At 61.0% G+C, this 24,423-nt stretch carries 29 protein-coding genes, 1 pseudogene and 2 riboswitches; of the genes and pseudogenes, 18 read left to right on the forward strand and 12 right to left on the reverse strand.

The genetic code is table 11. The annotated features are described in order from the left end of the window. The first annotated feature begins 48 nt into the window (after positions 1-48). Both dapD and ACZ1HN_RS04130 read left to right on the forward strand, forming a co-directional pair. A complete protein-coding gene (gene dapD / locus ACZ1HN_RS04125; RefSeq protein WP_299770369.1) occupies positions 49-876 on the forward strand; it encodes a 2,3,4,5-tetrahydropyridine-2,6-dicarboxylate N-succinyltransferase in 828 nt (275 codons plus the stop codon). Continuing rightward, positions 869-1,210: a hypothetical protein gene (locus ACZ1HN_RS04130; RefSeq protein WP_472726573.1), complete on the forward strand. Its 342-nt coding sequence runs from the start codon at positions 869-871 to the stop codon at positions 1,208-1,210. The genes dapD and ACZ1HN_RS04130 overlap by 8 nt, the downstream gene beginning before the upstream one ends. Here the strand turns inward: ACZ1HN_RS04130 and ACZ1HN_RS04135 are convergent. Then, on the reverse strand, positions 1,207-1,833 hold the full coding sequence (locus ACZ1HN_RS04135; RefSeq protein WP_472726574.1) for a class I SAM-dependent DNA methyltransferase: 627 nt from the start codon (positions 1,831-1,833) through the stop codon (positions 1,207-1,209). The genes ACZ1HN_RS04130 and ACZ1HN_RS04135 overlap by 4 nt on opposite strands. Positions 1,834-1,908: 75 nt before the next feature. Here ACZ1HN_RS04135 and ACZ1HN_RS04140 point away from each other — a divergent pair, with 75 nt between their 5' ends. Both ACZ1HN_RS04140 and ACZ1HN_RS04145 read left to right on the forward strand, forming a co-directional pair. Continuing rightward, entirely contained in the window at positions 1,909-2,763 is an 855-nt protein-coding gene (locus tag ACZ1HN_RS04140) for an SDR family oxidoreductase (protein WP_472726575.1), read from the forward strand. Next, positions 2,760-3,353 (forward strand): exopolysaccharide biosynthesis protein, encoded by a 594-nt coding sequence (locus ACZ1HN_RS04145; RefSeq protein WP_472726576.1) that lies wholly within the window; start codon positions 2,760-2,762, stop codon positions 3,351-3,353. Before ACZ1HN_RS04140 ends, ACZ1HN_RS04145 begins: the two co-directional genes overlap by 4 nt. On the opposite strand, the gene ACZ1HN_RS04150 is transcribed toward ACZ1HN_RS04145, so the two are convergent. From ACZ1HN_RS04150 to ACZ1HN_RS04180, 7 genes and pseudogenes are all read right to left on the reverse strand, one after another. Next, positions 3,338-3,997: an androgen-induced gene 1 family protein gene (locus tag ACZ1HN_RS04150; protein ID WP_472726577.1), complete on the reverse strand. Its 660-nt coding sequence runs from the start codon at positions 3,995-3,997 to the stop codon at positions 3,338-3,340. The two genes, ACZ1HN_RS04145 and ACZ1HN_RS04150, sit on opposite strands and share 16 nt — an antisense overlap. 60 nt (positions 3,998-4,057) lie before the next feature. After that, on the reverse strand, positions 4,058-5,986 hold the full coding sequence (gene dxs, locus ACZ1HN_RS04155) for a 1-deoxy-D-xylulose-5-phosphate synthase (RefSeq protein WP_472726578.1): 1,929 nt from the start codon (positions 5,984-5,986) through the stop codon (positions 4,058-4,060). A 7-nt stretch (positions 5,987-5,993) separates the two neighbouring features. Continuing rightward, positions 5,994-6,860: a polyprenyl synthetase family protein gene (locus ACZ1HN_RS04160; RefSeq protein WP_472726579.1), complete on the reverse strand. Its 867-nt coding sequence runs from the start codon at positions 6,858-6,860 to the stop codon at positions 5,994-5,996. Positions 6,861-6,863: 3 nt separating this feature from the next. Then, positions 6,864-7,107, reverse strand: a pseudogene (locus ACZ1HN_RS04165) (exodeoxyribonuclease VII small subunit). Beyond that, complete coding sequence (locus ACZ1HN_RS04170) at positions 7,104-8,042, reverse strand: histone deacetylase family protein (protein WP_299700422.1); 939 nt, start codon at positions 8,040-8,042, stop codon at positions 7,104-7,106. Before ACZ1HN_RS04170 ends, ACZ1HN_RS04165 begins: the two are co-directional and overlap by 4 nt. 54 nt (positions 8,043-8,096) lie before the next feature. After that, positions 8,097-8,798: a response regulator gene (locus ACZ1HN_RS04175; RefSeq protein WP_299203544.1), complete on the reverse strand. Its 702-nt coding sequence runs from the start codon at positions 8,796-8,798 to the stop codon at positions 8,097-8,099. After that, entirely contained in the window at positions 8,795-9,307 is a 513-nt protein-coding gene (locus tag ACZ1HN_RS04180; protein WP_299203547.1) for a MarR family winged helix-turn-helix transcriptional regulator, read from the reverse strand. Before ACZ1HN_RS04180 ends, ACZ1HN_RS04175 begins: the two co-directional genes overlap by 4 nt. A 150-nt stretch (positions 9,308-9,457) precedes the next feature. Between ACZ1HN_RS04180 and ACZ1HN_RS04185 the strand changes: the two genes are divergently transcribed. From ACZ1HN_RS04185 to ACZ1HN_RS04195, 3 genes are all read left to right on the forward strand, one after another. Beyond that, on the forward strand, positions 9,458-10,324 hold the full coding sequence (locus tag ACZ1HN_RS04185; RefSeq protein WP_299770356.1) for a branched-chain amino acid aminotransferase: 867 nt from the start codon (positions 9,458-9,460) through the stop codon (positions 10,322-10,324). A gap of 1 nt (position 10,325) precedes the next feature. Then, a complete protein-coding gene (locus ACZ1HN_RS04190) occupies positions 10,326-10,679 on the forward strand; it encodes a nuclear transport factor 2 family protein (RefSeq protein ID WP_472726580.1) in 354 nt (117 codons plus the stop codon). Positions 10,680-10,795: 116 nt separating this feature from the next. Next, complete coding sequence (locus ACZ1HN_RS04195; protein WP_472726581.1) at positions 10,796-12,352, forward strand: alkaline phosphatase D family protein; 1,557 nt, start codon at positions 10,796-10,798, stop codon at positions 12,350-12,352. Between the two features lie 29 nt (positions 12,353-12,381). Here ACZ1HN_RS04195 and ACZ1HN_RS04200 read toward each other — a convergent pair whose 3' ends face one another. Continuing rightward, positions 12,382-13,137, reverse strand: a complete 756-nt coding sequence (locus ACZ1HN_RS04200) for a DMT family transporter (protein WP_472726582.1) — start codon at positions 13,135-13,137, stop codon at positions 12,382-12,384. A 2-nt stretch (positions 13,138-13,139) separates the two neighbouring features. Between ACZ1HN_RS04200 and ACZ1HN_RS04205 the strand changes: the two genes are divergently transcribed. Beyond that, positions 13,140-13,307 carry a hypothetical protein gene (locus tag ACZ1HN_RS04205; protein WP_472726583.1) on the forward strand — a complete coding sequence of 56 codons (168 nt, stop codon included), beginning with the start codon at positions 13,140-13,142 and terminating at the stop codon, positions 13,305-13,307. A gap of 59 nt (positions 13,308-13,366) precedes the next feature. On the opposite strand, the gene ACZ1HN_RS04210 is transcribed toward ACZ1HN_RS04205, so the two are convergent. Continuing rightward, positions 13,367-13,759 carry a DM13 domain-containing protein gene (locus ACZ1HN_RS04210; RefSeq protein ID WP_472726584.1) on the reverse strand — a complete coding sequence of 131 codons (393 nt, stop codon included), beginning with the start codon at positions 13,757-13,759 and terminating at the stop codon, positions 13,367-13,369. 138 nt (positions 13,760-13,897) lie between these two features. On the opposite strand from ACZ1HN_RS04210, the gene ACZ1HN_RS04215 reads away from it, so the two are divergent. Then, positions 13,898-14,479, forward strand: coding sequence for a TetR/AcrR family transcriptional regulator (locus ACZ1HN_RS04215; protein WP_472726585.1), 582 nt, complete (start codon positions 13,898-13,900; stop codon positions 14,477-14,479). On the opposite strand, the gene aroC is transcribed toward ACZ1HN_RS04215, so the two are convergent. Further along, a complete protein-coding gene (gene aroC / locus ACZ1HN_RS04220; protein WP_472726586.1) occupies positions 14,476-15,576 on the reverse strand; it encodes a chorismate synthase in 1,101 nt (366 codons plus the stop codon). The two genes, ACZ1HN_RS04215 and aroC, sit on opposite strands and share 4 nt — an antisense overlap. Before the next feature lie 241 nt (positions 15,577-15,817). On the opposite strand from aroC, the gene ACZ1HN_RS04225 reads away from it, so the two are divergent. From ACZ1HN_RS04225 to ACZ1HN_RS04240, 4 genes are all read left to right on the forward strand, one after another. After that, the gene (locus ACZ1HN_RS04225; RefSeq protein ID WP_366141823.1) at positions 15,818-15,949 is read left to right on the forward strand and encodes an SEC-C metal-binding domain-containing protein; all 132 of its coding nucleotides are present in this window, start codon (positions 15,818-15,820) and stop codon (positions 15,947-15,949) included. A 56-nt stretch (positions 15,950-16,005) separates the two neighbouring features. Continuing rightward, positions 16,006-16,107: riboswitch (TPP riboswitch) on the forward strand. 37 nt (positions 16,108-16,144) lie between these two features. After that, the gene (locus ACZ1HN_RS04230; RefSeq protein WP_472726587.1) at positions 16,145-17,125 is read left to right on the forward strand and encodes a thiamine ABC transporter substrate-binding protein; all 981 of its coding nucleotides are present in this window, start codon (positions 16,145-16,147) and stop codon (positions 17,123-17,125) included. Next, entirely contained in the window at positions 17,101-18,648 is a 1,548-nt protein-coding gene (locus ACZ1HN_RS04235) for a thiamine/thiamine pyrophosphate ABC transporter permease ThiP (protein ID WP_472726588.1), read from the forward strand. The genes ACZ1HN_RS04230 and ACZ1HN_RS04235 overlap by 25 nt, the downstream gene beginning before the upstream one ends. Continuing rightward, entirely contained in the window at positions 18,635-19,330 is a 696-nt protein-coding gene (locus ACZ1HN_RS04240) for a thiamine ABC transporter ATP-binding protein (RefSeq protein WP_472726589.1), read from the forward strand. The genes ACZ1HN_RS04235 and ACZ1HN_RS04240 overlap by 14 nt, the downstream gene beginning before the upstream one ends. Here the strand turns inward: ACZ1HN_RS04240 and ACZ1HN_RS04245 are convergent. Beyond that, positions 19,319-19,759, reverse strand: coding sequence for a 6,7-dimethyl-8-ribityllumazine synthase (locus tag ACZ1HN_RS04245; protein WP_472726590.1), 441 nt, complete (start codon positions 19,757-19,759; stop codon positions 19,319-19,321). The two genes, ACZ1HN_RS04240 and ACZ1HN_RS04245, sit on opposite strands and share 12 nt — an antisense overlap. A gap of 85 nt (positions 19,760-19,844) precedes the next feature. After that, a riboswitch (FMN riboswitch) is annotated at positions 19,845-20,014 on the reverse strand. 61 nt (positions 20,015-20,075) lie between these two features. On the opposite strand from ACZ1HN_RS04245, the gene ACZ1HN_RS04250 reads away from it, so the two are divergent. The 5 genes from ACZ1HN_RS04250 to ACZ1HN_RS04270 all read left to right on the forward strand — a co-directional run bounded on the left by ACZ1HN_RS04250 (position 20,076) and on the right by ACZ1HN_RS04270 (position 24,379). After that, positions 20,076-20,690: an FMN-binding negative transcriptional regulator gene (locus ACZ1HN_RS04250; protein WP_472726591.1), complete on the forward strand. Its 615-nt coding sequence runs from the start codon at positions 20,076-20,078 to the stop codon at positions 20,688-20,690. Positions 20,691-20,720: 30 nt separating this feature from the next. Beyond that, a complete protein-coding gene (locus tag ACZ1HN_RS04255) occupies positions 20,721-21,323 on the forward strand; it encodes a glutathione S-transferase (RefSeq protein ID WP_472726592.1) in 603 nt (200 codons plus the stop codon). A gap of 331 nt (positions 21,324-21,654) precedes the next feature. Next, positions 21,655-22,218: a ubiquinol-cytochrome c reductase iron-sulfur subunit gene (gene petA, locus ACZ1HN_RS04260; RefSeq protein WP_299553079.1), complete on the forward strand. Its 564-nt coding sequence runs from the start codon at positions 21,655-21,657 to the stop codon at positions 22,216-22,218. Between the two features lie 12 nt (positions 22,219-22,230). Further along, entirely contained in the window at positions 22,231-23,577 is a 1,347-nt protein-coding gene (petB, locus tag ACZ1HN_RS04265; RefSeq protein WP_472726593.1) for a cytochrome b, read from the forward strand. A gap of 13 nt (positions 23,578-23,590) precedes the next feature. Further along, a complete protein-coding gene (locus ACZ1HN_RS04270; protein WP_472726594.1) occupies positions 23,591-24,379 on the forward strand; it encodes a cytochrome c1 in 789 nt (262 codons plus the stop codon). Positions 24,380-24,423: the final 44 nt, after the last annotated feature.

Here is a 24,423-nt window from a genome sequence, read left to right on the forward strand (position 1 = left end):
GGCCACGGATTGTTGTCTAAGCGCCGCGATCAATCAGGGGAGATTCCGATGTCCAACGCCCAGCTGGAAACCGCCATCGAAGCCGCGTGGGACGCCCGCGACACCATCACGCCCGCCACCACGGGCGAGACGCGCGAGGCGATCGAAGACACGCTGAATGCGCTGGACAGCGGTAGCCTGCGTGTCGCTGAGAAGCAGGACAGCGGCGACTGGCATGTGAACCAGTGGGCCAAGAAGGCTGTGTTGCTGGGCTTCCGCATCAAGGACATGGAACAGCAGGATGGCGGCCCGCAAGGCGGCGGCTGGTGGGACAAGGTTGACAGCAAGTTCAAAGGCTGGGGCGACAACCAGTGGAAGACGGCTGGTTTCCGGGCCGTGCCGAATTGCGTTGTACGCAAGTCCGCCTTTATCGCGCCGGGTGTGGTGCTGATGCCGTCCTTTGTGAACCTAGGCGCTTACGTGGACGAGGGCACCATGGTCGATACATGGGCCACCGTTGGGTCCTGCGCGCAGATCGGCAAGAACGTGCACCTGTCGGGTGGTGTGGGCATCGGTGGCGTGCTGGAGCCCATGCAGGCCGGTCCGACCATCATTGAAGACAACTGTTTCATCGGTGCGCGGTCCGAGGTGGTCGAGGGCTGCATCGTGCGCGAAGGGTCGGTTCTGGGCATGGGCGTGTTCATCGGCCAATCGACCAAGATCGTGGACCGCGAAAGTGGTGAGATCATGTATGGCGAAGTGCCTTCGGGTTCTGTTGTCGTGGCTGGGTCGATGCCGTCGAAGAACGGGATCAACCTGTACTGTGCTGTCATCGTGAAGCGCGTGGACGAGCGGACACGCTCCAAAACGTCGATCAACGAGCTGTTGCGTGACTGATAAGCCCAACAAGCCCAAAAAGCCGCAACAGGTCTTTACCCTACTGGTGCAGATCGGGCGCAAGGAAGGTGATGGTCTGCCTGATGGTGCGACCGGCGCCGCGCTGATGTGTTTTGCCAGCGGTGTGGACGAGGCTGAGGCCGTGCGGGAGACTGTTGCGCTGCTCAAGCAGGCCGATACCGCACCCCTGGATGTGACCGGCTATGGCACGCTGGATGAGCGATTGGCCGAAGGGCATGAGATCGACGTTGAAGAACGGGCGTTGATGCAGCGCGCGCTGGACGAGAATGCCGTTATCGTCGCGCAGGTCACCCCGTTTTTCGACAAGGACTAGGCGCGGCGGAAGGCGACCAGAAGTGCCGTGTCCTGTGCATGGACGCCTGTTGCGTCGGGGCCGTAGATGGGAACCTCGGTTAGGCTGAGGTCTTCGATATCAGGCTCTAACGCGGTGAGTTTTGCATCGAAGCCGGACGCCGCAAAGTGCTGTGCGTTCACTGACAGAACGATCCAGCCGCGCGGGCGCACGGCGGCGATGACCGCGTCGATCCCTTCCGGTCCTACATGCCCGTTAGTGAAGGTGCCCGAGCTGACGGCCCCCTGATACGGACCGTCCGGCGTTTTGAGACCGTCAAAGATGTTTTCCACGCGCGTTGTGCGGTAGATGTCCTTGGCCGCTGCCATCTGTAGCATGTCGGCCGAGATATCGGTGCCGTCTATTGGTGTAACCCCACGCGCTGCGAGCGCTGCGCCGCACAGGCCCGTGCCTGCGCCTACGTCCAAAACCGGCCCGAACCCACCGGTGTTCACGAAGTGCCGCGCCACCTGTTCATGCAGAATGTAGTCACTGTTTCGGGCAAAATCGCTGTCATAGGTGTCTGCCCACGCGGAATAGAGCTGCACCGAGTCCTCGGGCGTTTCGAGCGCATAGGCGCTGTCGAGGGAAGGATCATCTGCCATCTGGTGATTAGGCGGGCCTGCGACATGCTTTGCAAGGGGCTTGTGTGCAGCCCGCGTGCGCGCCACCTATGGGGCATGACGAAGACTTTGCTTTCTTTTGGCCACGGCTATTCCGCCAAGGCACTGACAGAACTGCTGATCCCGCAGGGTTGGCGGGTGATCGGGACCACCCGAAGCGCCGACAAGGCGGCGGCTTTGACCGCGACGGGGGTGGAGCCGCTGATTTTTCCCGGTGATAATCTGAATGATGCGATCAGGTCCGCGACGCATCTGCTGATTTCGGCCGGGCCGGATGCCGAGGGTGATCCGGTCTTGCGCGCGGTTGGGGACCAGATACGTGACCGTGCGGATCAGTTCGAGTGGGTCGGCTATTTGTCGACCACTGGCGTTTATGGCGATCATGGCGGGGAATGGGTGGACGAAGACACGCCGCTAAGCCCCTCCACCCGTCGAGGTCAGTGGCGCAAGGATGCGGAAGCGGCGTGGCAGGCGATACCCGGATTGCCGCTGCACATCTTTCGTCTGGCTGGCATTTATGGCCCGGGCCGCGGACCGTTTGCCAAGGTGCGGGCGGGCACGGCGCGGCGCATCATCAAGCCGAACCAGGTCTTTTCGCGCACCCATGTGGAGGACATTGCCCAAATCGTTGCTGCATCCATTGCAAGGCCTGCACCGGGCACGGCCTATAATGTCTGTGATGATGATCCAGCCCCGCCACAGGATGTCATTGAATATGCGGCGCAGTTGTTGGGGCTGCCGACCCCGCCAGCCGAAGACTTTGAAACGGCCGAGATGACGCCGATGGCCCGCAGCTTTTATGCTGAAAGCAAGCGGGTGCGGAATGATCGCATCAAGGACGAGCTGGGCGTGAAACTGTTGTACCCGACATACAAGGTTGGTTTGACGGCCTTGTTGCAGCAATCGGAATGACCGGCGACGATCCCCGCACGCTGACGCGCCTTCTGGATGCGGTCGACGAGGCTGGCGGCGGAGAGGTCGTTTCGGTTCAGGATATCCTGGACGAGATTGGCGAGCAGTCGATCATGCCCATTGTGTTGATCGTGTCGATCCTGTTGGTGTCACCCCTGTCCGGAATACCGGGCATGCCCACCTTGTCTTCGCTGATCTTGCTGACCCTGATTTTACAGGCGGCCGTGGGTCGTAAACAGCTTTGGCTGCCGCCCTTTCTGCGGAACCGGCGCGTGCGGGCCGAACGGTTGCACGTTGCGACGGGATGGTTGCGCCGTCCTGCGGCCTGGATCGACCGTCACTCGCATCCGCGTCTGCGCATCCTGACGCGCCATCCGCTGCGCCTTGTGACCCTGATGCTGTGCATGGCCATGCCGCTACAGTGGCCATTCCTTGAGTTCTTTCCCTTTGTCACGTCCTTTGGTGCGGGTGCGTTGGCCTTGATGGCCTTTGGCTTGCTGACGCATGACGGGATGTATGTGCTGGCGGGGCACATTGCGGTGGCCGCGCAGGTGTTGGCCGTGTTGTGGCTGGCTCAGGCGGCGGCCTGAGGGCGGCGGACCCGGTAGAGCACCGCGCCGACAACCCCGAAGACGACCAGCAGGCCCAGAGCCGTGGCCGCGTTCACGCCATAGAATGTGGCACGTTCTGCCCATTCCATTGAGTTGAGGAAGGGGTAGGGCAACCCGCTTGTCACCGTGCCTTGTGGCTTGTCATTGAACCGCTGCACGAACAGTTCCGACCACGCGACATATGCTGCGATGATGACCACCATCGGCAGCGCTGCCCGCCAGACCTTGCGGAACACGGCCCCGATGAACAGCGCGTCGATGATCTGGAGCGCAGGACCTAAAGCGTGCAGGTAGTATTCCAGCCACCAGATGATCGGGTTGCCGCCATTCACCAGAGAGGGATCGGCAAGGTAGAGACGCCAATAGAGAAACACGACCATGACGTTCAGCACGGCGGCGCACATGGCCGTCACTTCGTGCTTGCGGGTGATCCGGTGTTCGCTCAGCGCCAGCATCCGGCTGGCGGCGTAGAAGGACAGGAACAGCGCCCAGATGGTCAGGTAACGGAAGGGTCCGCCCGCACCGCCCCAAGACCCGAGGATCAGTTGGTGCAGGCAGTAGCCCGCCGCCAGAAGAAAGACGACCCAGCGATAGAGCAGGACGGGGCGGCTGTGGATGTTCATGCGTCACCTACATGTTTGGTGACATACAGCTTGGCCGAAGCCGGTCGTTTCACGCAAGCCTCAGGCGCGTGCTTCGCCGATTGACGTTACGCCAAGCACGTTCAGCACCTTGGCCTCGATCTGGTCGGCGTTCATGCCTGCAACCGCGTACATGTCTGCCGGGTTGGCCTGATCGATGAAGATATCGGGCAGGACCATGGAGCGGTATTTGAGGCCGGTGTCGAACACGCCTTCCTCCGCCAGAAGTTGGGCCACGTGGCTGCCGAAGCCGCCCACTGCCCCTTCCTCGATCGTGATCAGAGCCTCGTGATTGGCGGCAAGCTCAAGGATCAGATCGCGGTCGAGCGGTTTGGCAAAGCGGGCGTCGGCGATGGTGGGGGTGATCCCCTTGGCGGTCAGGTTTTCCGCGGCCTTTTGGACTTCTTCCAGTCGGGTGCCGAAAGACAGGAGGGCGACGCCCTTGCCCTGCTGGATCATCCGGCCCTTGCCGATTTCCAGCGGTGTACCGCGTTCGGGCATGTCGACACCTGTGCCTTCGCCACGCGGAAAGCGGAAGGCGATGGGGCCGTCGTCATGGGCGGCAGCGGTGGCGACCATGTGGGCCAGTTCCGCCTCGTCTGCTGCTGCCATGACGGTGAAGCCCGGCAGGTTGGACAGGTAGGCGACGTCGAATGCTCCAGCGTGGGTGGCGCCGTCGGCCCCCACAAGTCCGGCACGGTCGATGGCAAAGCGCACGGGCAGGCGTTGGATCGCCACGTCGTGCACCACCTGGTCGTAGCCGCGTTGCAGGAAGGTCGAGTAGATCGCGCAGAAGGGTTTCATCCCGCCAGCGGCAAGGGCGGCGGAGAAGGTCACTCCATGTTGCTCGGCGATGCCCACGTCAAAGCAGCGGCTGGGGTAGCGTTCGGCAAAGAGGTTCAAACCGGTGCCGTCTGGCATCGCTGCGGTGACGGCGCAAATCTTGTCATCCGTTTCGGCCTGCTTGATCAGGTGTTCAGCGAACACTTTGGTGTAGCTGGGCGCGTTGCTGGGCGCCTTTTTCTGTTCGCCGGTGATCACGTCGAACTTGGCCGTAGCATGCCCCTTGTCGCGGGCGGTTTCGGCGGGGGCGTATCCTTTGCCCTTCTTGGTCAGCACGTGGATCAGGATGGGGCCGGTGGCCCGTTCCTTGACCGTGCGCAGAACGGGCAGCAGTTGGTCCATGTCGTGCCCATCGATGGGGCCAAGGTAGCTGAACCCCAGTTCTTCGAACAATGTGCCACCGACGGCCATGCCCTTGAGCATGTCCTTGGCCCGCTTGGCCCCTTCGCGGAAGGGTTCTGGCAGCAGGCTTACGGCACCTTTGGCGGCGGCCTTGAGGTCCTGGAACGGGTTTTGGGCATAGAGCCGCGACAGGTAGGACGACATTGCACCGACGGGCGGGGCGATGGACATTTCGTTGTCGTTCAGGATCACGAACAGGCGTTTGCCCAGGTGGCCGGCGTTGTTCAGCGCTTCATAGGCCATGCCCGCGCTCATCGATCCGTCGCCGATAACTGCAATCGCATCGCCGGACCCTTCGGGCGGTTGTCCGCCCAGATCGCGCGCGACGGCAAAGCCGAGGGCTGCGCTGATCGAGGTCGAGGAGTGGGCGGCCCCAAACGGGTCATAGGGCGACTCGCTGCGCTTGGTGAAGCCGCTGAGGCCATCCTTCATCCGCAGGGTGCGGATGCGATCGCGGCGTTCGGTCAGAATCTTGTGGGGGTAGCATTGGTGGCCCACATCCCACACCAGCTTGTCGCGCGGTGTATCGAACACGGCGTGCAGGGCCACGGTCAATTCGACCACGCCAAGCCCTGCGCCAAGGTGCCCACCTGTCACGGACACGGCAGACACCGTTTCGGCGCGCACTTCGTCAGCGACTTGCCGGAGTTGCGCGTCTGAAAAGCGTTTCAGGTCCGCGGGGCGGTGCACGGTGTCGAGAAGCGGGGTGTTGGGGCGGTCTGACATTGGCTCTCTAGCTGTTGCGCGTCACGACAAAGCGGGCAGCGTCCCGCAATGTATCAGCGTCCGCATTGTATATATGTAAGGCGTCGCAAGCTTCGGTCACGAGTTGGTCAGCGCGGCGTTTCGCCTCGTCCAGCCCGAGAAGCGACACGAAGGTCGCCTTGCCTGCATCGGCATCCTTGCCCGTGGCCTTGCCCATCGTGGCGGTATCGCTCGTCACGTCGAGCACATCGTCTGCGATCTGGAAGGCGAGCCCGAGCGCGCGGGCGTAGGTTTGCAGCGGCGTGATGTCGGCCTGTGCCATACGCGCGCCTGCTGTGGCAGACCATTCGATCAGTGCCCCTGTCTTACCCCGTTGTAGGGCGATGATCTGGTCGAGTGTAAGGGGCGTGTCAGCGGTTTCTGCTGCGATGTCGAGCGCTTGTCCCAGCACCATGCCTTGCGCACCAGACGCCTTGGCAAGCGATTGGGCAAGGTCGGCGCGGACATCGCCGGGGCCGACGTCTTTTTGCGTGACAAGTTCGAAAGCCAGCGTTTGCAGCGCGTCACCGGCCAGCACGGCTGTTGCATCGTCCCATTTGACGTGCACCGTGGGTTCGCCCCGGCGCAGGTCATCGTCGTCCATGCAGGGCAGATCGTCATGGACGAGGGAGTAGGCGTGCAGCGCTTCGATGGCGCATGCGGGCCAAATTGCTTTGTTAGGGTCTATTCCGTGCAGACGCGCGCCTTCCAGCACCATGAAACCGCGCAGTCTTTTGCCGCCACTAGTTGCGTGGGCCATGGCATCGACCACAGGCACGCAGTCGAGATCGCCAAGAACGGCGTTGAACCGCGCCTGAATGGCGGTCGCGGCATCCGTCAGCCGTTGGCGGAACATGGATTACAGATCGCCCGCGGGTTTCAGCCCGGTTGGGTTGCCGTCACCGTCCAACGTGATGGCAGCCACCTTCTCTTCGGCCTCTTTCAGCTTGGTTTCGCACCGGGCCTTCAATGCCGCGCCGCGTTCATACAGCTTGATCGAGATCGTCCAGCGCCACATCACCCCGTTCAAGCTGGCCCAGCACCTGTTCTAGTTCGGCCATCGCTTCTTCGAAGCTCATTTCGTCAACGGGGCGGTCAGTCATTGGGCGGCCTTTATCAGCGATTGGACATGGGCGCGGGCGCAAGCGGCCAACGCGTCCAGATCATAGCCCCCTTCGAGAACCGACACCACCCGGCCTTTGCATAGGGCTTGTGCAGTTTCTGTCAGCATGTCGGTGAGGCGGGTGTAGGTGTCTGCCGTCCAGTTGAGTTGGGCCAGCGGGTCGTCCTGATGCGCATCGAATCCGGCGGAGATCAAGATGACGTCGGGCTGATGTTTGATCAGTGCGGGGATGACCTGCCGTTTGTACTCCGCGATGGCGTGGTTGCCGTCTGTGTGCGGGGCAAGCGGGATGTTCAGGACGGTGCCGTGTGGGCCGCGATCTGATGCTGCCCCGGTGCCGGGCCAGAGCGGCATTTGTTGCGAGGTGATGACCAGCGCGCGTGGGTCATCTTGCAGCAAGGCTTGGGTGCCGTTGCCGTGGTGTACGTCGAAATCAACTACGGCCACGCGGTCGAGGCCATGTATTTCCAGTGCGTGTTTGGCCGCGATGGCGACATTGCCAAAGATGCAAAACCCCATGGGTAGAGACTGTTCCGCGTGGTGTCCGGGCGGGCGCATCGCGACAAAGGCGTTCTGCACCTCTTCGTCCAGCACCATGTCGACCGCTTTGACGGCGCCACCTGCCGCGCGCCAGATGGCGTTGTAGGATGTGGGCGACAGGAAGGTTTCGGCATCGGTTTCCCGGTCGAGACCAGCAAAACCATCGGCGGGGATCTTTGAGCGCACGAAGTCGATGTAGTCCTGCGGGTGGCAGAGCGCGATAGATGCATCGTCGGCAAGAGGTGGATCGACTCGGATCAGGTCGAGGTCGGTGAGAGCGCGCTGGATGTAGTCCAGCCGTGCGACCTGTTCCGGCATGCCTGTGGGCGTGACGTGCAGAAGGCCGTCCGCATGTGTCAGGAGGGCTGTTGCCATTGGAGTGCGTCCCGTTGGGTTGTTGAGTAAGGCGGATTAAAACCCGCCTTACGGTCAATCCGGTGCGAGCATGTAGCCTGCGCCGCGCACGGTTTGCAGGTAGCGGGGTTGTTTCGGGTTGCTTTCGATCTTGCGCCGCAGACGTGTGATCTGAACATCAACGGCACGCTCCTGCGCCTGCCCCCGGTCGCGGCCAAGGTCTTCGACCAGCTTGGCGCGGCTGATGGCTTCGCCCGGCTTGGCGGAAAAGAGCTTCATCAGCTGCATTTCGGTTGCCGTGAGGCGCACGAGGTCTTCGCCCTGCCACATCTCGCCCCGCTCCATGTCGTAGCGGATGGGACCGAGGGTCAGAATTTTCGGAGCTGCCTCTTCCGGTGCCACATCGGGCACACGGCGCAGGATGGCGTTGATGCGCAGTAAAAGCTCTTTGGGTTCGAACGGTTTGGGAAGGTAGTCGTCGGCGCCGGCCTCCAACCCTTCGATCCGGTTTTCGGTTTCACCTTTGGCAGTGAGTAGCAAGATAGGCGTTGCGTGTGTCTCGCGTAAGCTGCGACAGAGGCTCAGCCCATCCTCGCCCGGCATCATGACATCCAGGACGATCATGTCGAAATCGAGCCCTGACAGTACCCGTCGTGCATGGGCGGCGTCGCGCGCCGCTGTCACCAGGAATCCGTTCCGCATCAGGAACTTCTGCAGCAGGCTACGGATGCGTTCGTCGTCATCGACGATCAGCAGGTGGGTGTCGAATTCAGTCATGCACCGCTCTCCTTCAGTCTTTGATAGGTTCGATGCATTTCCGTGTCCATCATTGCCTCGAGCACGGTGCGAAAGCCCGCCACTGCCTCCGGTCCTGCATCGCGGAAAGCGGCTCGCATCCGTGCGCGCTGCGCATCTGACAACCGCCCTTCAAGAGCGCGACCGTCTTCAGTCAGGTGTAGGTGTCGTTCCCGTTTGTCAGTTTTCCCCACCCGGCTTTCGACAAGCCCGTCTTCGATTAGTGTGCGCAATACGCGGTTCAGGGATTGTTTTGTTACGCCAAGAATGTTGAGCAGGTTGTTGACCGTCGTGCCGGGCGCGCGGTTGATGAAGTGGATCGCGCGGTGATGTGCCCGGCCGTAGGCCATATCCGACAGGATGCGATCCGGGTCGGCGGTGAACCCGCGATAGGCAAAGAACATCGCCTCGATCCCCTGACGCAATTGTTCATCCGTCAGGAAAAGCAGGTTCTCTCCACCCGCAGTAGCAGTTCCGCGTCCGTCGGCCATGCCCGTCCCCATCTCTGGTCGTCTTTTGAGGCAGTTTAAGTCAGCCTTGTTGACATTCCAAGGGTGAAGGGCTATCGAATCGCAGGTTTTGCGCAACTTTGTGACCGCATCGGTCCTAATTGCGCAACATATGCAAATTCGGAGGGCGCCATGGCTGGCTACGATGATCGCGACGGGAAAATCTGGATGGACGGCCAAATGGTCGACTGGCGTCAGGCGAACGTCCACATTCTGACCCATGCCATGCATTATGCATCCTCGGTGTTCGAGGGAGAGCGCGCCTATGATGGCAAGATCTTTCTCAGCCGGAAGCATTCCGAGCGCTTGCACTACTCGGCTGGTGAGCTGGATTTCCAGATCCCGTGGACTGTGGACGAGATCGAAGCTGCCAAGCAGGAAGTGCTGACTGTGAATGGCCTGACCGACGCCTATGTGCGGGCCGTGGCCTGGCGTGGCGCAGGCGAAGACATGGGTGTCGCGTCTGCCAAGAACCCTGTGCACCTGGCCATCGCGGCGTGGGAATGGGGCAACTACTATGGTGACGCCAAGTACAAGGGCGCGAAGATCGACATCGCCAAGTGGAAGCGCCCCTCGCCCGAGACTGCGCCCGTCCATGCCAAGGCGGCGGGTCTTTACATGATCTGCACCACGTCCAAGCATGCGGCAGAGGCCAAGGGATGTTCGGACGCGTTGTTCATGGATTACCGTGGTTATGTCGCGGAATGCACGGGTGCAAACATCTTCTTCGTCAAGGATGGCGAGGTGCACACGCCAAAGGCAGATGTGTTCCTGAACGGTCTGACACGGCAGACAGTTATCGGCATGTTGGAAGATCGCCAGATCAAGGTGCATGAACGTGTGATCATGCCCGAAGAACTGGAAGGGTTCGAGCAGTGCTGGCTGACCGGCACCGCCGCAGAAGTCACTCCGGTGGGCGAGATTGCAGACTACAACTTTGAAGTTGGTGCGATCACGCGCGAGATCTCGGAAGGCTACGAAAAAATGGTGCGCGCATAGCGTGGACTACGATGCCTTCGCGATCGAGTGGGAGGCCGCCTGGAACGCCCATGACCTTGATCGCATCCTTGCCCACTACAGCGAGGATGTGATCTTTCGCTCGACCAAGGCGATGCTCTTGGTGGGGTATGGCGAATTGCGGGGCAAGGTGGCGTTGCGCGACTATTGGAGCCGCGCGCTCGCCGCGCAACCTGTGTTGTCCTTTGTGGTCGTGGATGTGTTGCATGGGCATGGTATGCTGGTCATCACTTACCGCAACCAACGTGATGTACTGGCAGCAGAGACGTTGCGATTTGGGCCGGACGGCTTGGTGGTTGAGGCATCGGCATGTCACAGACCACAGGGGCGGGCCTAGCACTTAGGCGCATTCCCGCTCGTCACAAAACCTTGCCTGTTCTGTTACGTGTACGCCAATCGCACGTCACCCAAACCCTGTTGTCTGGCGACATTCGACCAACAGGGAGCTTAATAATGCCACTTATTCGTCCGACCCGCCGCGCCTTTCTGGCCACCACGACCGCATTCCTTGCCGCACCAGCGATCAGCCGTGCCGCCGATCGCCCGACATTCACCCATGGTGTTCAATCCGGCGATGTCGACACGACTTCGGGCATGATTTGGACCCGCACCGACCGCCCCGCCCGGATCGAGATGGAGGTGGCAACCACCGAAAGCTTTGCCAATGCGCGCCGCCTTGCGCCGATGGATGCGATCCCGGGCAGCGATATGTCGATCAAGCGCCTGGTCGATGGGCTGCCGTCGGATCAGGATATCTTCTACCGCTTCACCGCCATGGACCTGTCGGACATCAATGCGACCTCTGAACCGCTAGTCGGACGCTTTCGTACGGCGCCCGCGTCGCGCCGTGACATCCGCTTTGCGTGGTCGGGGGATACGGCCGGTCAGGGCTGGGGCATCGATGATGAGGGTATGCTGACCTATGCGACCATGGCCCGGCATGAGCCCGATTTCTTTATCCATTCCGGCGACACCGTCTATGCCGACGGACCGATGGAGGATTCGGTGGAAGAGGATGGGTCTGTGGTTTGGCAGAACACCACCCTGATCGATGCCAAGCGCAAGGTGGCCGAGACCCTGCAAGAGTTCCGCGACCAGTGGAAATACAACATGATGGACACGCATGTGCAGGCCCTGAACGCTTCTGTTCCGACCTTCATGCAGTGGGACGATCACGAGGTCACCAACAACTGGTCCGACAGTAAGGACCTGATGGGTGACGACCGGTACACCGAGAAATCGGTTCATGTCCTGCAGGCCCGAGCCACCCGTGCCTTCCACGAGATGACACCGCTGCGCATCACCCCGTCCGAGCCGAGCCGTGTCTATCGCAAGATCAGCTATGGCCCGATGCTCGATGTCTTCTTTCTTGATCTGCGCAGCTATCGCGGGCCGAACACGGCGACCCAGGGCGACACGCTGGACGACAGCACGCGTGTGATGGGGGCCGAGCAGATGGTGTGGCTGAAGCGCGAGTTGGCGAACAGTACGGCGACATGGAAGGTGATCGCCGCTGACCAGCCCATCGGGTTGATCGTATGGGATAACTTCCGCGAACAGGCCGGATCCGAAGGGATTGCGGATGGGACAAGCGCGGACCCCAAGGGGCGCGAGCTGGAGGTGGCCGAGTTATTGCGCTTCATCAAGACGGCGAACATTGCCAATACGGTGTGGTTCACCGCCGATGTGCACTACACCGCCGCGCACTATTACGACCCTAACAAGGCACAATTTAGTGATTTCGAGCCGTTTTGGGAGTTCGTATCGGGTCCGTTGCACGCAGGTACATTTGGCCCGAATGAACTGGATGGCACCTTTGGCCCCGAGGTGAAATTCGTGAAAGCCCCGACCGAGGAGCAGGGGGTGAACCTGCCGCCAAGCGCTGGTCTGCAATTTTTTGGCCTCGTGGATATTGATGGGGCGACCCAGGAGATGACGGTGCGCCTGATGGATCGCGCCGATACCGAGCTGTATAGCGTCACGCTGGAGCCGAAAGGCGTTCGCCTTTGAACCCGGGGTGCGCCGGGTGATCCGGCGCGCTATCCCTTGGGGTCGGTCACAGCCCGTGCGCGGTTGCGTCCGCCGCCAAGTTGCCGTTCGCGCCACAGGATGATGGCCCCGCCCAGCACAACCAGCGAGGCACCGATGACCGTTGCCGATGTGGGCAGTTCCGAGAAGATCACGTAGCCGATCAGAGCGGCGAATATCAGAGACGCATAGTCGAACGGTGCCAGCATAGAGGCCGCGCCAAAGCGGAAGCTGGATGTGACCAGAATTTGCGCGACGCCGCCAATCAGTCCCGCCCCGATCAGCAACATCAGGTCCAGTCGCGATGGAATGATCCACCCAAATGGCAGGCTGAACAGGCTGAGGACCGTCGCCGTCAGCGAGAAGTAGAAGACGATCGCCGCCGTATGCTCTGTCTTGACCAAGGTGCGGATGTGGATCTGTACCAGCGCCCGCAAGATGGACGCGCCCAGAACCATGAGCGCGCCGATGGTGCCTGCCGTGCCCGCAGCGCCCGGATCAACTGAGAGGCGTGGCCATATCACGATCATCACGCCCACCAGCCCCAGGGCGACGGCCGAGATTCGGAACAGGCGCACCCGTTCGCCCAGCATGATTGCCGCCAGAATGACCGTGAACATCGGCGTCGCATAGCCAATGGCCGTCACTTCGGGCAGCGGCAACAGGGCCAACCCGGCAAAGGTGAGGGCCATCGCGGTTGTTCCTAACAACCCGCGCCAGATGTGACCGGTCAGGTTCTTGGGGGTCAGGGCCTCGCGAGATCTCACCGGTGTTCCAGATCCACGCGATGATGATCGGCATGGCAAAGAGGGATCGGAAGAACACGGCCTGGCCTGCGGGCACGCTTTGCGTTGCCACCTTGATCATGGCCGCCATCACCATGAACAAAAACACCGCCATCAGCTTCAGGGCGATGGCAGTGCCGGGTTTGTTCTGAGTTGTGGGAGCTTTCATTTCCCCCGATCCTTGTCGGGTCGGGAGAAGATTGGCAAGCAATCAGTTCAGTTTGGCGACGCCAAGCGGCACGCTGAACTTTTCGCACCAGATATAGACTTCGTTGAACTCGGAGACGTCGATGCCTGCGGGAACAACGAAGGATTGAGCGCCGGTCAGGTTGCCCAGAACGCCCGAGTCGGTGTTGCCGTTGTAAAAGCCGTCTTTGCCCAGGCCGACACGCGGATCGGGCGCGCCGTCGAGGCTGAAGTCATCGCCCAACACGATGGTGTGGCTGCCGTCGGCGTTCTTGATCACTTCGACTGCGCCGGTGGTGATGTGGTCCGATGCGCCTGTGAACGTGCCGGTCGAGACGGCTTCGGCGGATGCGGGTGCTGCGGCAAAGCCAATGACGATCGCGAGGGTCAGGGCGAATGATTTGATTACGTTATACATGTTGATCTCCGTTCTGGACTGGTTAGTTCCCAACTGTTGGATAGCATTGGGAACTGAATGGTACAAAACACGAAGTCGTGAGTTCTGGACTATTTGGTTCCCAATGCTATATTGAGTGTCAGACACCGGAGACTTCACATGGCACGCCCCAGATCCTTTGATACAGATGACGCGCTTGAAAAGGCGATGCATGTCTTTTGGGCTCGCGGGTATGAAGGGGCATCATTGCCTGACCTTTTGGACGGCATGGGCCTGACGCGCGGGAGCCTTTACAAGGCATTCACCGACAAGAAGACACTCTTTCTACAGGTGCTGGCGCGGTATGAAAGCCAAGCTGTTCAGGAGGGGGTCGCCATGCTGAGCGATCCGTCCATCCCCAACGGTGCCGAGCGTATCATGTCCATGTTTCGGGGGTCATACCAGCGCGTGGTCGACGGTGATACGCGTGGTTGCCTGTTGTGCACGGCGGCCGCCGGGCCCAGCACTTATGATGACGAGATTGCCAAAGCGGTGTCCCATGGTCTTGGCGCGTTGCGCGACGGTATCTTTGTCGCTCTGGGCGCATCGCCGAAACATGCAACGCTCAACACCGCTGAACGGGGCGCGCTGGCCGACATGATCATCGCGCAATATGTCGGGTTGCGCACGATGGCGCGCGCGCGGATTGATCACGACACGCTGCACAATATCGTCCGCTCGGTTGGTGTGATGCTGGCCTAGCCGATGGATCCGCGCACGCTGCCCGTCTGACCGCGATCGAGCAGCAGGTGATCCAGGATCACACAGGCCATCATTGCCTCGCCCACTGGTACGGCCCGTATGCCAACACATGGGTCGTGACGACCCTTCGTGATGATTTCAGCCTCTTCGCCTGACTTGGTGATCGTCTTGCGGGTTTGCAGGATGGACGACGTTGGTTTGACCGCGAAGCGCACAATGATGTCCTGCCCGGTCGAGATGCCACCCAAGATGCCGCCCGCGTGGTTGGATGAGTATTCGGGGCCATCTGGACCCATGATGATCTCATCCGCATTCAGCTCGCCCGTCAGCATGGCGGCGGACATGCCTTCGCCAATCTCGACCCCTTTGACGGCATTAATACTCATCATGCCCGCAGCCAGATCAGTGTCTAACTTGCCATAAACCGGGGCCCCGAGGCCTGCGGGAACACCCCGCGCGACGACTTCGATAACCGCGCCAACGGACGAGCCGGATTTGCGCAAACCGTCCAGGTAGTCGGCCCATGTCTCTGCTGCCTTGGCGTCAGGCACCCAAAACGGGTTCTGGTCGATCTGGTCCCAGTCGAAGTGGTCCCGATCAATCTCGTGTGCGCCCATGCGGGTCATGTAGCCCTTGATTTCGATCCCGGGCACCAAGATGTCGAGGGCTGCCCGCGCCAACCCACCGGCGGCCACGCGAGCGGCTGTTTCGCGGGCCGAGGACCGACCACCACCACGATAGTCGCGGATGCCGTATTTCTGCCAGTAGGTGATGTCGGCATGGCCGGGGCGGAACTTCTCGGCGATATCGCCATAGTCCTTTGACCGTTGATCCGTGTTTTCGATCATCAGCTGCACTGGGGTGCCGGTTGTCTTGCCTTCGAACACACCTGACAGGATTTTCACCGCATCGGGTTCGCGCCGCTGGGTCGTGTATTTGTTCTGGCCCGGCTTACGCTTGTCCAGCCACTGTTGCAGCATAGCCTCGTCCACCTCGATGCCGGGCGGGCACCCATCGACCGTCGCGCCAAGCGCAAGCCCGTGGCTTTCGCCCCACGTGGTCACGCGGAAGAGATGGCCAAAACTGTTGATCGACATGGGACTGCTCCGACAAGGTTCACGGGGACATACGCCGCGCAGGATGCGATGCCAAGTCCGTTGAAAACCTGTTGTTTTGAACGCTGCAACATTCTAACAGGGCGATCCACGCAAAACCGATGGAGGCTGACATGGCAAAACGCATTGATCCCCAGGACCGTCCCTCCTTTCGAGGTGATCGCTAAACGCAGACGTTCGTTCCCGTCCGAGACCCGGGTCAAGACCGGTGATCGCATGGTGCATGGGCGATGTGGAACTTCGTGAAAAACTTGGCCGAAATGATCCCTGTCCGTGTGGATCGGGCAAGCGGTTCAAACGCTGTTGCCTGCGCAGTGGACGCTATGATGGCAGTTGGCGGGACCATTACTTTTAGAGAGCGTGATTGAAATGCAAGGGCGCTTGCTACCTGGCGGGCGCCCTCCTATACCTGCCAATACCTCGGGGTGCCTGGCGACAGGCTGAGATGCGCGATGCGAACCCGTTGAACCTGAACCGGTTAACACCGGCGGAGGGAAGGTTTGGCTTACCCCAAGACCCTTATCCCGCCGCCTCTGCATTGGAGGATGCGATGAAACACGCTTTGACATTGGCCGCTGCGCTGGGCGCCACGACTGCGCTGGCCGACACCCCTGTTCTGACTGTTTATGCAGGCGATTATTTTACGTCCGAATGGGGCCCTGGTCCCATCATCGAGACGGAGTTTGAAAAGATCTGCGCCTGTGATCTGGAATGGTCGACCGGTGACCTGGTGCCGCGTTTGTTGCTGGAAGGCGAGCGGACCAAGGCGGATGTGGTCATTGGACTGACATCGGACGTGACGGCCAAGGCGCGGGCAACCGGGTTGTTCGCGCCGCATGGGCAGGACAACAGTGCCCTGACGTTGCCGATTGAGTGGTCCGATGACACCTTCCTGCCCTTCAACTACGGGCACACGGCGTTCATCTACAACGAGACCACGATGGACGCGCCACCCGCCAGTTTCGATGCGCTGCTGGATCTGCCCGATGATGTGAAGATCGTCATTCAGGATCCGCGCACGTCCATCTCCGGTTTGGCCCTCGTGCTGTGGGTGCAGTCGGTCTATGGCGACCGCTCGGCTGAAGTGTGGGAATCGCTGTCGGACAATATCCTGACCGTGACCAAGGATTGGTCGGCCTCCTACGGCCTGTTCACGGATGGTGAGGCGGACATGGTGCTGAGCTACACCACATCACCCGCCTACCACATGTTTGCCGAAGAGGATTTCACCAAGAAGGCGGCGATCTTCCCCGAAGGTCACTATTTCATGGTCGAAACCGTGGGCAAGATTGCGGACACCGATCAGCCCGAGCTGGCGGACCAGTTCCTGGCCTTTGTGATGTCGCGCGACTTCCAGACTATCATTCCGACGGCCAACTGGTCGTTGCCATCGGCGCTGCCGCAGGCGGATTGGCCCGAAGGATGGTCCGAATTGCCGCTGCCCGAGAAGGTTCTGTTCTACTCGGAAACCGAAGCGGCGGACCTGCAAGCGGACGCGATTGAGACATGGCGCGCCGCGCTCAGCCAATAAGCCCATGGCTTGGCATCACTGCAGCGGCCTTCGTCGTCGCGGTGGTGATTGCCGCCTTTGTCGGCATCAGCCAGCGGATTGAAGCCACCACCGGCCTGCGCGCTGCCGAGTGGCAGGCGGTGCGCTTTACCGTCTGGCAGGCCTTCCTGTCAGCGCTGATTTCCGTTCTGTTGGCCGTGCCGGTGGCGCGGGCGCTCGCGCGACGGCGGGTGCCGGGCCATACCCTGTTGGTGACGTTGCTGGGCGCGCCGTTCATTCTGCCGGTGATTGTCGCCGTATTGGGCCTGCTGGCCATCTTTGGCCGCAATGGGTGGCTGAACACGGGGCTTGGCCTGCTGGGATTGCCGGAGGTGTCGATCTATGGCGCGCATGGTGTTGTACTGGCTCATGTGTTCTTCAACATGCCCCTTGCCACGCGCCTGATCTTGCAGGGCTGGCAGTCTGTCCCGGCCGAGCAGTTCCGCATGGTGGGGCAGCTTGGTCTGTCGCCGCGCATGGTGTTTCGCATCATTGAATGGCCGATCCTGCGGCAGGTGGTGCCGGGGGCCTTTGCCCTGATCTTTGTCATTTGTCTGACCAGTTTTGCGGTTGCGCTGACCCTTGGGGGTGGACCGCGGGCGACGACCATCGAACTCGCTATCTATCAGGCGTTCAAGTTTGATTTCGACCTTGGGCGCGCGGCGGTGCTGAGCCTTTTGCAACTGGCTGTGGCGGGCGCTGCGGCCGTTCTGGCCCTTTGGATATTGCCGCCCATTGCACTGCAAGCCGGGCGCGACCGGGCGGTGCGCCGGTGGGATGCGCCCAGCCCATGGGGGGATGCGTTCTGGATCACACTTGCCGCCGGGTTCCTGTTGCTGCCGCTTTTGTCCATTGCGCTGTCCGGCCTAGTGGGCCTGTTTTACATGCCCCTTTCCGTGCTGAGTGCCACATGGACGACGATCTGGGTCGCTTGTGTCAGTACCCTTGTATTGCTTGTTCTGGCGCTGCCAATGGCCGCGTGGCTGGCGCAGGCCAAGTGGGGCGGGGCGGAGGCGTTGACGCTGTTGGGCCTTGTCGCGTCGCCCCTGATGATCGGGACGGGATGGTTCATACTGATCTATCCCTTTGTGTCGCCCACGGCCTTTGCACTGCCCGTTACCGCCTTGATCAACGCGATGATGGCGTTGCCCTTCGCGGTGCGCATCCTGCTGCCGCCGATGCGGCAGGTGTTCAAGGATTACGGTCGTCTGACCATGGGCGTTGGGCTGCGCGGCATTGCGCTGTGGCGCATTGTGTTGGTGCCGAGGTTGCGCCCGCAGATCGGTTTTGCTGCGGGGCTGACCGCGGCGTTGAGCGTGGGGGACCTTGGCGTTGTGGCGCTGTTTGCGGACCCGGACGTGGCGACCTTGCCGTTGCAGATGTACCGGCTGATGGGCAGCTACCGAACAGAGGCTGCAGCGGGAGCGGCGCTGGTGCTGGTCGCTTTGGCTTTTGGCATGTTCTGGATTTGTGATGCGTGGGGGCGGCGACATGCTGAAGGTTGAGGATTTGAGGATCGAGCAGGGCGACTTTGCCTTGAGCGCGAATTTTGCGGTGAAACGTGGGCGCAGGGTGGCCGTGATTGGACCGTCGGGCGCGGGCAAGTCCACGCTGCTTAACGCCCTTGGTGGGTATATCGACATTGCTTCCGGGCGGATCGAGGTGGATGGGCAGGACGTAACTTCTGCCGCGCCGGACAAGCGTGGGATTGCGATGCTGTTTCAGGATGGGAACCTGTTCCCACATCTGACGCTGGCGCAGAATGTCGGGCTTGGGATACGGCCCGCTTTGCGGTTGGATGCGGCCGAAATGGCGCGGGTCATGGATGCGCTGGGCCGGGTTGGGTTGCGTGACTTCGCTGACCGGAAGCCCGGCGATGTCTCTGGCGGGCAGCAAAGCCGGGCTGCGCTCGCACGGGTGCTGGTGCAGGCCAAGCCGTTGCTTTTGCTGGATGAACCCTTTGCCGCGTTGGGACCAGCCTTGCGCGCAGAGATGCTGGATTTGACGTCGGAAGTTGCGCGGGATGCCGGGGCGACGGTTCTGATGATCACCCATGCGCCCGAGGATGCGGAGCGGTCGGCGGATGATCTGATCTTTGTCGATGGGGGCCGGGCAGAGGCGCCCCGGGCGGTGGCCGAGGTTATGGCCAATCCGCCCGAAGCGCTGCGTGCCTATCTAGGCCGCTGAGCGCAGACCCTGCCGCGCATCCACGATACCAAGCGCGGCTTGGGCCGCCTCGCGCCCCTTGAGCACGAAGTGATCGGCGTAGATGCCAAGGTGATGCTCGGTCTCTTGGAAGTGGTGGGGTGTGAGCGACACCGATAGGATCGGTACGCCGGTTTTGAGGCCCACTTGCATCAGCCCATCGACAACCGCCGAGGCGACGAAGTCGTGGCGGTAGATGCCGCCATCAACCACCAAGGCAGCACAGGCGACGGCGTGGTACTGCCCTGTTTCCGCAAGGGTTTGGGCCATCAGCGGCATTTCGAACGCGCCGGGCACGTCGAAGACATCCACTTGATTTGATGCGATTATTTCGGTGAAACCTTGCAAAGCCTGATCGACAATGGCGGCGTGCCACTGGGCTTTGACAAAGGCGAAGCGGGTGTGTGTCATGCGAAATCTCCTTTAGGTTCAGACACTTAAACACCCAAGGCGATTGCGTGCAGCGCCATGATGCACCCGACTGGGTGCTGGCGATGCACGTTCTCTTTCATCCGGACTGTAACCGTCGGCTCAGGCGTCTCACCTGATCTGCTGGACCCAAGATTATTCGTACGAACAATCTTGGCGCTCGTGGGCTCGCGGGTCACCGTTTGATCGGGCCCGCATACCACCGGTGGGGAATTTCACCCCGCCCTGAGAACAGCGTCAGGTTGCCAAGTGACGTCGCCCAAGGCAAGAGGAACGCGACGTATCACGGACCAGTATCATGCACCCGAACACGATCTTTCACACTGAAACGCTCGACCGGAACATCGCGTTTGCGCGTGAGCGCGCCTTTGGCGTGTTGGCCGTGAACGGGGAAGACGGGCCGATGATGTCGCACATCCCCTTTCTGATTGATGAACAGGGCGCACAGCTGGACCTGCACCTTGTCCGGTCGAACCCGATTGCACGCGCCTTGAAGGCACCGATGCAGGCCAAGATCGCGGTGAGCGGAGCGGATGGATACATATCACCCGACTGGTACGAAGTGCCGGATCAGGTGCCCACGTGGAACTATGTGGCCGTGCATATCACTGGCAGCCTCGAGATGCTGCCGCAGGATCAGATGCGCGATATGCTGGACCGGCAATCGGAGCATTTCGAGGATCAGTTGTTGCCGAAGGCGCCGTGGAAAACAGACAAGATGACGCCCGACGTGCTGGACAAGATGATGCGCCAGATCGTGCCCTGCCGCATGACGATTGAAGCTGTTGATGGCACCTGGAAGCTGAACCAGAACAAGCCGGATGAGGTGCGGTTGCGCGCCTCTGACTACGTGGACGCTTATGGGATTGGGCAGGAGACGCGCATCCTTGCTGCCCTAATGCGCGGGGCCTAGGCTGCGCGGGAACTCACACGGAGAATCGCGATGAAGCTGTTGATGGCGGGGCCCAGCCCCTTTGTGCGTAAAGTGCTGGTTTTGCTGCGTGAAACGGGGCAAGCGGATGATGTTGAGACGGTAACGGTCACAGCCGCTCCGGGTGGTGCCGATGCCACGCTGAAGGCGGCCAACCCGGTTGGAAAGATTCCTGCGCTGGTACGGGACGAAGGGCCGACGCTTTATGACAGCAAGGTCATCTGCCGGTATTTGGACGACCGGGCGAAGGCGGGCCTTTATCCCGACAAGGGATGGGAGACGCTGGTGCTGGAGGCCACGGCGGATGCGATGATGGAAGCGGCTGTGCTGATGGTTTACGAAAAGCGGTTCCGGGATGAGGCGGAGCAATCGGCGAAGTGGGTCGAAGCGCAGTGGAGCAAGGTTGAAGGTGCATTCGATGCCCTGAATGCCCGCTGGATGGGGCATTTGGCCGGAAAAATGGACATCGGACATATCGGCGTGGGCTGCGCGCTGGGCTATCTGGACTTCCGTCATGGCGACCGGGATTGGCGCAAGGGACGGGATGCGCTGGCGGGCTGGTACGAGACATTTGCGGCGCGCCCGTCGATGCAGGAGACCGCCCCAAAAGGCTGAGATCGCGCAACGTTCGGTGGGTGTTTTGCACCAAACGCGCCCGAATCGCGGTTAACGCCAGCAATTCAAGGCGCATGATGGGGGTGAAATCCGTACACCCCCTGTGCACCCCCCGTACACCGGTGATGCGCCAAAGACGTGGTTAACGGACCGTGCGGTCTCGAATCTTATCAATGGGTTAATTCAACCCACCTGCGACCACGTGTGTCAGATTGCGCGCTGGACGTGGGCGGGTCACCCCGCTAGATAGCGCGACAAAGTGGCTGCGCGTGCGCGTGGCCTGTGTCGTCATTTGGCCCTTCGGGGTCGCTGGAAACTGGAGAAGTCCCCCGTGTCCCACGTAGAAGAAGACCACGAAGGCACCCGGCGCGATTTTCTGTACTATGCCACGGCCGGCGCAGGTGCCGTGACCGCGGGTGCAGCGATCTGGCCGTTGGTCAACCAGATGAACCCGTCGGCTGATGTTCTGGCCCTGTCGTCGATCCGCGTTGATGTCAGCGCCATCGAGCCGGGTACGCAGTTGACCGTGAAGTGGCTGGGCAAGCCCGTGTTCATCCGTCGCCGGACGGAAGAAGAGATCCAAGCGGCCCGCGAAGTTGATCTGGCAGACCTGCCGGATGACATCGCACGCAATGAAAACCTGGGCGAAGTTGACGCCTCGGACAGCAACCGCTCGATGGATGAAGCGGGTGAGTGGCTGGTGATGATGGGTGTGTGTACCCACCTGGGTTGTGTCCCATTGGGCGATGGAGCAGGGGACTTTGGCGGTTGGTTCTGCCCCTGCCACGGCTCGCACTACGATACGTCTGGTCGGATCCGCAAAGGGCCCGCCCCGACCAACCTGCCGGTTCCTGTTGCAGAATTCGTGGACGAAACCACGATCCTACTGGGTTAAGGGAGAGACCTGATGGCTGGAATTCCTCACGACCATTACGAACCGAAGGCGGCCTGGGAAAAGGGCCTTGCCAAGAGGTTGCCGATTGTTGGCCTGCTGTATGACACGCTGATGATCCCGACACCCAAGAACCTCAACTGGATGTGGATCTGGGGCATCGTTCTGACCTTCTGTTTGGCGTTGCAGATCATCACGGGCATCGTGCTGGTCATGCACTATACGCCGCATGTCGACCTGGCCTTTGCCAGTGTTGAGCACATCATGCGCAACGTGAACGGCGGCGCGATGCTGCGCTATCTGCACATGAACGGCGCGTCGCTGTTCTTTGTTGCGGTCTATGCCCACATCTTCCGCGGTCTCTACTACGGGTCTTACAAGGCCCCGCGCGAGATCACGTGGATCATCGGCATGCTCATCTACCTGTTGATGATGGGCACGGCGTTCATGGGCTATGTTCTGCCTTGGGGGCAGATGTCCTTCTGGGGTGCGACCGTGATCACCGGCCTGTTTGGTGCGATCCCGTTCATCGGCGAAGCGCTACAAACGTGGCTGCTGGGTGGGCCTGCCGTGGACAATGCCACGCTGAACCGCTTCTTCAGCCTGCACTATCTGCTGCCGTTCGTGATTGCCGGTCTGGTGATCGTGCACATCTGGGCCTTCCACACCACGGGCAACAACAACCCGACCGGTGTTGAAGTGCGGCGCACGTCGAAAGAGGACGCCGAGAAGGACACGCTGCCCTTCTGGCCCTACTTTGTGATCAAGGACCTGTTCGCGCTGGCGGTCATTCTGGTGGTGTTCTTTGCCATCGTGGGCTTCATGCCGAACTACCTGGGCCACCCCGATAACTATATCGAGGCGAACCCGCTGGCGACGCCTGCGCACATCGTGCCGGAATGGTACTTCCTGCCGTTCTACGCGATCCTGCGTGCCTTTACGGCGGATGTCTGGGTTGTGATCATTGCGGAAACACTGACCGGCGGCATCATCGACGCCAAGTTCTTTGGTGTGCTTGCGATGTTCGGTGCGATTGCTGTCATGGCGCTGGCGCCCTGGCTTGATACGTCATCGGTGCGGTCAGGCCGGTATCGCCCGATGCTAAAATGGTGGTTCTGGTTGCTGGTTATCGACTTCTTTGCCTTGATGTGGCTGGGGGCCATGCCCGCTGAGGAACCTTATGCGACGTTCTCGTTGATCGCGTCGGCGTATTGGTTTGCCTACTTCCTGGTGATCCTGCCCCTGCTGGGTGTGATCGAGAAGCCGGACGCGCAGCCTGCGACCATCGAAGAAGACTTTGCCGCCAAGGTGAGCAAGGGTGACGGCGGTTCCGCTGCACCTTCGGCTCAGCCCGCGGAATAAGGAGAGACTGCAGATGTTGAAGAAACTTGCAGCAAGCATGGTGGCGGCGTTCGCGCTGACCACCGGTGCCTTCGCCGCTGGCGGTGCGGGTCATGTCGAAGATGTCGACTTTTCCTTTGACGGTCCTTTTGGATCGTTCGACCAGAACCAGCTGCAGCGCGGTTTGCAGATCTATACCGAGATCTGCGCATCGTGCCATGGCTTGCAATACGTGCCCCTGCGTACGCTGAGCGATGACGGCGGCCCCGGCCTGCCCGAAGATCAAGTGCGCGCATATGCCGAGTTCTACGAAGTGTTTGACCCGGAGATCGACGATTTCCGCACGGCACGTCCGTCGGACAACTTCCCGGGTTCCGCTTTGGAAAACGCACCTGACCTGAGCCTGATGGCCAAGGCCCGCGCCGGTTTCCACGGTCCCTACGGTCTGGGCATCAACCAGTTGATGAAGGGCATGGGTGGCCCCGAGTACATCGTTGCGCTGCTGAGCGGCTATACGGGCGAGGAGAAGGAAGAGGCGGGCGCTGTTCTCTATGAGAACAAGGCATTCCCCGGTGGCTGGATCGCGATGGCGCCGCCGCTTTATGGTGACGATCTGGAGTTTGCCGATGGGCATGCGACGGACCTGCACCACCTGTCTGAGGATGTTGCTGCCTTCCTGATGTGGACAGCGGAACCTAAGCTGATGGCACGCAAGCAGGCTGGCTTTGTCGGCGTGATCTTCCTGACCATCCTGTCGGTGTTGCTGTACCTGACCAACAAGCGCCTGTGGGCGCCGGTCAAGGCCCGCTACAAGAAGAAATAAGTCGCTTTGACATGAGCGATAGAGAGCCCCGCCTTTTGGTGGGG

Source organism: Tateyamaria sp. GN1-10 (genome assembly GCF_055693845.1).